This is a genomic window from Saccharomonospora halophila 8 (assembly GCF_000383775.1).
Lineage (GTDB): Bacteria > Actinomycetota > Actinomycetes > Mycobacteriales > Pseudonocardiaceae > Saccharomonospora > Saccharomonospora halophila.
Genome location: NZ_KB912586.1, coordinates 182,731 through 186,051 on the forward strand (window position 1 = coordinate 182,731; position 3,321 = coordinate 186,051).

The 3,321-nt window shown below is 65.6% G+C and carries 4 protein-coding genes and 2 pseudogenes; 3 read left to right on the forward strand and 3 right to left on the reverse strand.

The features are described from left to right. Positions 1-381, forward strand: a pseudogene (locus SACHA_RS0119320) (hypothetical protein); the annotation flags it as partial. A gap of 331 nt (positions 382-712) precedes the next feature. Here the strand turns inward: SACHA_RS0119320 and SACHA_RS23240 are convergent. From SACHA_RS23240 to SACHA_RS0119330, 3 genes are read right to left on the reverse strand one after another with little or no spacing between them, the layout of a single operon-like run. After that, on the reverse strand, positions 713-1,228 hold the full coding sequence (locus tag SACHA_RS23240) for an Imm21 family immunity protein (protein ID WP_083935921.1): 516 nt from the start codon (positions 1,226-1,228) through the stop codon (positions 713-715). A gap of 31 nt (positions 1,229-1,259) precedes the next feature. Continuing rightward, complete coding sequence (locus SACHA_RS24705; protein ID WP_157601766.1) at positions 1,260-1,751, reverse strand: hypothetical protein; 492 nt, start codon at positions 1,749-1,751, stop codon at positions 1,260-1,262. Further along, complete coding sequence (locus SACHA_RS0119330; protein WP_019812418.1) at positions 1,735-2,616, reverse strand: Hint domain-containing protein; 882 nt, start codon at positions 2,614-2,616, stop codon at positions 1,735-1,737. Before SACHA_RS0119330 ends, SACHA_RS24705 begins: the two co-directional genes overlap by 17 nt. Before the next feature lie 125 nt (positions 2,617-2,741). Here SACHA_RS0119330 and SACHA_RS24205 point away from each other — a divergent pair. Together SACHA_RS24205 and SACHA_RS0119345 are read left to right on the forward strand one after the other, a co-directional pair. Continuing rightward, positions 2,742-2,933, forward strand: a pseudogene (locus tag SACHA_RS24205) (LamG-like jellyroll fold domain-containing protein); the annotation flags it as partial. Positions 2,934-3,037: 104 nt separating this feature from the next. Continuing rightward, on the forward strand, positions 3,038-3,321 hold a 284-nt coding region (locus SACHA_RS0119345; protein WP_198010185.1), incomplete at its 3' end, for a hypothetical protein.

A 3,321-nucleotide genomic window follows, 5' to 3' on the forward strand; every position in this document is an offset into this window, starting at 1 on the left:
GTCGTCGAGGGCTCCTTCGCCGTGCTGCCCTCCGCACCGGAGAGCGCGCCGCAGTCGGTGCGGGGCACGGTGTGGCTGGCCCGGCACGACGACGGCACGACGGTCACCGTCGACGTCACCGGCCTGGAGCCGGACACGAAGTACACCTCGCACCTGCACGCCGAGTCCTGCCAACCGGACGACGGCGGGCCGCACTTCCGGTTCGACCCCGACGGGCCGGCCCAGCCGCCGAACGAGGTGCACCTGATGTTCACCACCGACTCCGAGGGCAGCGCCTCCACCACCGTCACCAACGCCAACCCGGACAGCGACGGCGCGAACGCGATCCTGCTGCACCTCGACGACGACGCCGGCACCAAGTTGGCCTGCGCGGACCTGTAAGGCATCACGCCGGACGGTGTCCTCGGTCGCGGGCTCGGCGCGCGGCTACATGGTGTACGACTCCGCGCGTGCATGACGGCCCCTGCCCACTGTGTGGCCACGCGCGCGACGCCGCACGCCTGCTGTCGAACGTCCGAACCGTCGACTTCCACATGGTGCTCATGCTGTGCTGGCCCGACCAGGAAGAAAACTTCCCCTGGGACGCTGCGGCTCCCCGGTGGTTGTGACCGGCAACCCGCGCTGTGGGAACCGAAACGAGCGTCATAGAAGCGGATCGCCGCAGCGCGGCCCTGACGCCCAGGCTACGACCACAGCGCACCGCCACCCCGCGTCATTCGAGCCGGAACTGCACGAGCCGCAGCTCCGCGACGTCAGGAACATCCACATCCGCGCACCACACCTGATGGCGTCCCGTTGGCATCTCCACACGGAGCCAATCTCCCTCACGCAGTCTGTCGAAGCCGAGCGCGGAGTCGAAAACTACGAGAGGCTCGTGCACCACGAACTCCGTCTCCCACTCCCACCGAGCCCCCGCAGCCGCCTCGGAAACTGCTGCGATCACCGCCTCATCGTCCTCGGCATCCTGAGACAGCACCCGCACGAACACCCGCATCTCGGGCAGATACGTCGTGTCCGACGGCTCGCCCGCGAGGATCAGAGCCGTCCGCCCACCCACGTCGATGGCTCCGACCAACTCACGGACCGCACATGCGCGCGCGTAATCATCCGTTCCCCCGTCCGCACCGAACACCCCGGACCAGTGCTCCAGCACGGACTCCGGGATACCGATCAGAGGACCGCCTTCTGTCTCAACCCATCGATCACCTACTACACCGCCACTTCTCATACCGTTTTACATTCCTCCTTGACCCGCGAATTCAGATCTTCGCGAACGCGGACAAGGTACCCGCCCATCCGGGTACGTCAGCATTGATTCCCAACGTCACCGATGAACTGTCATGTATATCGATAATTACACGACAGCGCTCATACTTCCCGATATCAACCTCTACTTCACCCTCCGCCTCGTTCGACTCGGCGACCACTTCGAGACACTTGAAAATTTCGCGAGAGAATTGACCCGACGAGCCACTTCCAAGTAGACACGAAAATTCGGAATCGCCGTTCGCCGCAACCACGACAGCGTTGATCGTTTGATCCACGGAACTCGCTACTTCCAATAACTCATCCTCGCTCAGTCGGTATCCCGACACATCCGACGATGCACCTTCTTCGATCTCCGAGAACTCCCGCCCTCCGAACGCCTCGAACTCGAGCACGCGCCAGACCCGTTGTTCACGTGGTAGAACACGAACGAGGTCGATCAGCTCGATACAACGCTTGGACTTGCCCTCAACACCTCTCGACATGAAGCGGATACTGCAGCGGTTCGGCACCACCTCGTTGCGGGGTTCCGCCGATGGGATTTGGGATATACGGGTGCTGATGCGGGTTATCGTGATCTCTCGGGCGCCCATGATCGGTGAAGTCGAGGTCCCTGACCGGGTTGCCGTGCTCATCGAACTCCCTCGCTTGCGGGTACGACCCATTCCGCCCCTTCTTACGGCCGAGCTGAGAGTGCGGATGACCAACGTCCGGAACTGGCTCACCATTGACCCTGGGTAATTTCCGGTCGGGGAACCCACTACCGAGCTCACACTCGGCGTTGTGGGTGAGTATACCTACTTCGCCGACGTGGTAGGTATGGTCGCCGTCGATGGTGAGGTTGTGGACCCGCTGGTGCGCGGTGCGGGACTCGACGGTCGTGACCTGGATCCAGGTTCCGGATCCGGTGCGTAGCCAGGTGCCGGGTGTCAGCTGGTCGGCGTTCACCCAGCCGTCGATCGGACCGGTCCAGAACGGGTGTTCCGCGGTGGCCACCACCGAATCGGTCCCGCCACCTGCGGCGGCGCCGGCGGTGTCGATCTCGACGAGGGTCTTCTCGCCCTCCCCGACGATCGTGGCGACCACCGCACGCGGCGCCGACTCACCGGTGTCCGGATCGGTGGCCAACACCTCGTCGCCGAGCTGGATCTCCTCGATCGGTTCTCGTGACCCGTCGGCCAGCAGCACCGTCGTGCCCGGCACGAAGCTGTTGCAGTCCCGGGACAGCCGTTGCTGCGCCTCGTGCACCTTCCGCAGGTCGGCCTGAGCCTTGTCCCGCCGCCGCATCCACCGGACGGTGTTCTGCACGGCGTCCTTCACCTTGACGGCGATCTTCGGCAGCCGGAACAACCTGGTTCACGGGATCGTGGACGCGACCTCCAACCCGCACTTGGCCAGGTTGAACTCGTTGATGCAGTTGTCCATGATGCCGCGGATCCCGGTGACCTCGGCGGCCACATCGCCGGACGGAGGCCAGGCTCTACGTCAACGGACAGTTCTCCGCCGTCCGTACCGACGTTGCGGGTTGGAACGGACCCGGAGGGCTGACGATCGGTGAGGGGACGTGGGTCGGTCGGGGAGTGGATCCCTGGAACGGCGCGGTCCGCAACGTCCGCCTCTACTCGGGTGCCGTGAGCGACCAACAGATCGGCCAGCTTCCGATCTGATCCGGACATCCGACACACCGGGCGGGAGATCTCGCACGGCTTCCCACGACCTGCACGACGAACGTCGGCGCCCACCGGCGCGGCGAGAGACTCGGGAGTTCTCCTTGTCCGTGCGACCCGTCCTCCGTGCGCTCACCCTGTTCGTGACCGCCACCGTGTTCTCCACGACGGTCGTGGCGGTCGCCGAGCCGGACGACCCCCGGCACGTCGACCTGCCCGAACTGCGGCGGGAACGGTCGGTTTCCGGTGAACCGACCGACAGGCCGCCATTGCCGGATAATCCGGTGGAGGCGGCGGTGGCCAAGCGGACGCCCGAACCCCGGTGGCCGGAGCCCGGGACCGCGGAGGTGCAGCTGACCCCGCCCGGCCAGGCCGGGGCGGCGGACGC

Excerpts from the sequence above, each read along its gene's own strand:
- SACHA_RS24705 (WP_157601766.1), bottom strand. The coding sequence starts at position 1,751 with ATGTCGAGAGGTGTTGAGGGCAAGTCCAAGCGTTGTATCGAGCTGATC.
- SACHA_RS23240 (WP_083935921.1), bottom strand. The coding sequence starts at position 1,228 with ATGAGAAGTGGCGGTGTAGTAGGTGATCGATGGGTTGAGACAGAAGGC.